3 protein-coding genes are annotated in these 3,999 nt (G+C 51.7%); all 3 read right to left on the bottom strand.

Going from position 1 to position 3,999, the window contains the following annotated elements:
* Window positions 1-30: 30 nt before the first annotated feature.
* Genes AC1HCM_RS06410 through AC1HCM_RS06420 form a run of 3 tightly spaced genes read right to left on the bottom strand, consistent with a single transcriptional unit; the run spans window position 31 to window position 3,607 of the window.
* On the bottom strand, window positions 31-1,164 hold the full coding sequence (locus tag AC1HCM_RS06410) for an acetoin utilization protein AcuC (RefSeq protein ID WP_479460941.1): 1,134 nt from the start codon (window positions 1,162-1,164) through the stop codon (window positions 31-33).
* A complete protein-coding gene (locus AC1HCM_RS06415; RefSeq protein ID WP_479460942.1) occupies window positions 1,161-2,444 on the bottom strand; it encodes a PDC sensor domain-containing protein in 1,284 nt (427 codons plus the stop codon). The genes AC1HCM_RS06410 and AC1HCM_RS06415 overlap by 4 nt, the downstream gene beginning before the upstream one ends.
* On the bottom strand, window positions 2,441-3,607 hold the full coding sequence (locus tag AC1HCM_RS06420) for an LL-diaminopimelate aminotransferase (protein WP_479460943.1): 1,167 nt from the start codon (window positions 3,605-3,607) through the stop codon (window positions 2,441-2,443). Before AC1HCM_RS06420 ends, AC1HCM_RS06415 begins: the two co-directional genes overlap by 4 nt.
* Between the last annotated feature and the right edge of the window lie 392 nt (window positions 3,608-3,999).

Consider the following 3,999-nt stretch of genomic DNA (forward strand, 5'->3'; position numbering starts at 1 on the left):
GGAGATTTACATGAAACTCTACAGCCCCTGTCAGGAGTAGATGAGAGCCTTCACCTTCGCAAGAAGGTCCTTTACCTCCTCCCTTATCTCACCCTCCCTCGGTTCGTCCTTGAGCTTTTCGTACAGGTAGCCCCTGTCTGTGTCCTCATCAAACTCTTCCCACTCAACCCGTGCGAGAACCTCCTTCGCAGGAGGGGTTATGTGCTCGGGGGCTTCCCTCCCGGAGATATCGCACCACAGGAGGGTCCAGCACCTTGCGAGGGCTATCGGGTGGTATCCTCCCCCTCCGAGGTAAATTCCCTCACCGAAAGCTTCTCTAACCAGCCTGAAGGCTTCCAGAAGGCCCGCGTTTGAAAGGCTGAACTTGGAGAGGGGGTCCTCAAGGAGGGGGTCGGTTCCCAGCTGGAGAACGCAGACATCGGGCTTGAAGACATCCCCTAAGTGCAGGAGCACCCTCTCAAGGATGTAGAGATACTCGCTGTCGTTAACGCTCTTAGGGAGGGGTATGTTGAGATTGAAGCCCTTTCCCCTTCCCTTCCCTCTCTCCTCAAGGAAGCCCCTCTTGAAGGGGAAGGCGTAATCGGGGGACTGGTGGATTGACAGGACGTAGACCTCATCGCTTTCGTAGTAGGCACTCTGAACCCCATCGCAGTGATGGGCATCAAGGTCCACGTAAAGAACCTTCCTCAAGCCCCTCTTCCTCAGAGACTCAATAGCTATCACCGGATCGTTTATGAAGCAAAAACCGTTGGCTCTGTCCCTGAAGGCGTGGTGCATGCCTCCTGCTGGGTTGAAGGCTATCAAGCCTGAGAAAAAGAGCTCAACCGCCTGAACCGAGGAGCCCGTTGCGAGGGATGAGCCCCTGTACATGGCTGGAGAAACCGGGTTCTCATAGCTCCCTATGTTGAAGCGCTCCCTTGCCCCCTTGGGAACACACTGGCACCTGTCAGCCTCTATCAGGGTCTCTATGTACTCCTTATCGTGGAAGAGGAGGAGCTCTTCCATGCTTGCCTCCCTTCCCTCCACCTTCTCTTCCTCCTCTATCAGCCCCATCGCCTCAAGGAACTCCAGCAGGAGAGATACTCTCGGTATCCTGAGGGGATGGTTCTTTGTGTACCTGAGGTCTCTGTACCTCAGGCTCCCTATCAATCTCGCCCTGCTCATACGGGAGCTTCCTTGTAGCTTTTGACAAGCTTGTGTATCTGTCTGAAGTTTATATCTCCCGCAAGGACGTAGGTCTTCCCTTCGTAGGAGAACTTCTCAGAGACGGTTATGCAGAAGTCATCGGTAGCCTTTGATAGGTATATGTCAGATATGAAGGAGCCTTCGGCTAAAGCCTGCTTGAAGTAAGCTTCCTGAGAGCGGTCCCTTCCCTTCTTCCCCTGAGCTACGAAGTAGCCAACCTTCGGGTTCACTATGTTGTTGGTTATCTGAAGACCCCTCTCACTCATTATGTAGAAGAGCTCAAAGTGGGGATACTCATCAAACATATCGTAGAGTATGTGTTCCCACATGTCCCTCGGAGCGCTCCTGACCCTCTCCACTATGTCCTTGAAGTCCGCAAGAATCTTCTTCTTTATGTTCGTTATGAGCTTCTGCTTGGTGGGGTCGTAGAGTATCAGGGTCGGCTGAAGCCCATGGACTATGAAGACGGAGCCCTCTATCTTCCTCGTTCTGTTCCTGAGCTCCTCCTTGAGGCTGTGGAGCTTCTCCTCCGAATCAACTATGGACATATCAAGACAGAAGCCGTATATATGGAGCTGTTGAAACTCCCCAAAGAGAAGGGTGTACTCCCTGTGGAACTCCTTGAAGAACTCCTTTACCTCCCCCTTGTCGGGTTTCTTCCCAGTTATAGCCCAGACCTCTCCCTTCTCTGGGACCTTGGTCATCTCCTCACCGAAGAGGTCCGCGAGGTTCTCCATGAATATCTTTTGGACGCTCTCCACCTTCTCGGAGCCAAAGACCTCCCTGAACTCCTCAAGGTTCTTGAGCCCGAAGACGCACAGATACTCCCTCTTGCCTATGCCTGAGTGAACCCTCTGTATTATAGGCAGGACGTGCTCCCTGTGGTGGGTTATGTAGTGAAGGACTGTATCGTAGGTCATAACACCCATGTAGGTTCCCCTCTTGTCGGTCACTATGACCGGCTCCTTTGAGAGGGGAAGGAGGTTGAGCATGTCTATAAGGTTCTCCTTGTTCATAGTGGAGTTTCTGAGCCTCGGACAGGGTGAGACTACATCCCCCGCTATCAGCTTCTCGTTGGAGTACCTCTCCACCCTGTCCCTGTAGATGAGACCTATAGGTGTGTTGTCCTTGAGCACCGTAAGGTAGTTGTATATGCCGAGCTCATCAAAGATGCCCTTGAGCTCCTTAAGGCTTAGGTTGTAAGGGACTGTGGGAACCCCTATGCTTATGTCTGCAAGGTCAACCTCGTTGGGTCTCATAGTTTTAAATTTTCTATCCTCTTAGCCGCCTCTACAAGTCTTTCTGTCGGGACGGTGAGGGATATCCTGAAGTAACCCTCTCCCGCATCTCCAAAGCCGTTTCCGGGCGTGCAGACTATACCAGCCTCATCTATAAGCCTTCCGACGAAATCCGCCGAGCTGTAGCCTTCGGGAACCTTGGTCCATATATAAAAGGTGACCTCTGACTCGTAGGGCTTTAGACCTATCTCCTTAAGAGCCCTGCTCATGACCTCCCTTCTCTCCCTGTATATAGCCCTCAGCTTGTCAAGCTCATCCTCGGGAAGCTCCAGAGCGGTTATGGCTGCCTCCTGAACTGCGTTGAACTGCCCCGAATCTATGTTTGTCTTCACCTTTCCCAGAGCCTTTATAAGCTCCTCGTTCCCGACAGCCATGCCTATTCTCCAGCCGGTCATGTTGTAGGTCTTTGAGAGGGAGTGAAACTCTATAGCGACATCTCTCGCCCCATCTATCTGGAGGATTGAGATGGGCTTCTTATCCCCTGTGTATATCTCAGAGTAGGCGTTGTCCGAGGCAACTATTATGTTGTGCTTCTTAGCCCACTTTATGAGGTCTCTGTAAAAATCCTCCGTTGCGTCCGCGGAAGTCGGGTTGTTGGGGTAGTTTATCCATATTATCTTAGTCCTCTCAACAATCTCCTGGGGCACTGAGCCTATGTCGGGCAGGAAGTCGTTCTCCTCCTTAAGGGGAAGGGTGTATGGCTCCCCTCCTGCAAATATCGTCCCTATCCTGTAGACGGGGTAGGCTGGGTCTGGACAGAGGACCACGTCTCCCGACTCAACGAAGGCTAAGGGGAAGTGGGCTATACCCTCCTTTGAGCCTATGAGGGCTATAACTTCGCTGTCGGGATTGAGGTTAATATCAAACCTCCTCTTGTACCAACGGGAGACAGCCTCCCTGTACGCCTTCATACCCACGTAGGATGGATATCTGTGGTTTTCGGGCTTCTGGGCAGCCACCTTGAGAGCCTCAACTATCGGCTCGGGGGTGGGAAGGTCCGGGTCTCCCACACCGAGGTCTATAACGTCCACACCCTGCTCTATCTTCTCCTGCTTTCTCCTGTCAAGCTCTGCAAAGAGGTAGGGGGGAAGAACCTTCAGCCTCTGAGCGAGTTCAAAAGCCATCCTTGACCTCCCGGGATGTTTTAGGACTGCCTATTATAGCAGGTTCGGTGCGTTTGAAGAGACCCTTTCAGGGTGGAAAAGCTCGGGAGGGGATTCCCTCACTTTTTAGGGATGACTGTAACGGATGGTTTTAGCCATCTTTGGGCGCATATAATATAACTTGGAAGAACTATAAAGGACCTGCCTCCCATAGAGCTTGAAGATATAGAATAGAAGATGACTTGACTCAGGGGGTATTATGAGTCATAATTTAACTTATAAGTTAAATGGAGGCTGTGAAGAGCCGAAGGAATTTGAGAGGGTTGCAAGCGGTGTATATAATGTGTGGATATGGAAAGGCTTTGAAGAACAAGCTGATAGGCTCCTCAAAGGGGATCAAAGAGGTGAAGAAA

The organism is Hydrogenivirga sp., assembly GCF_056450045.1.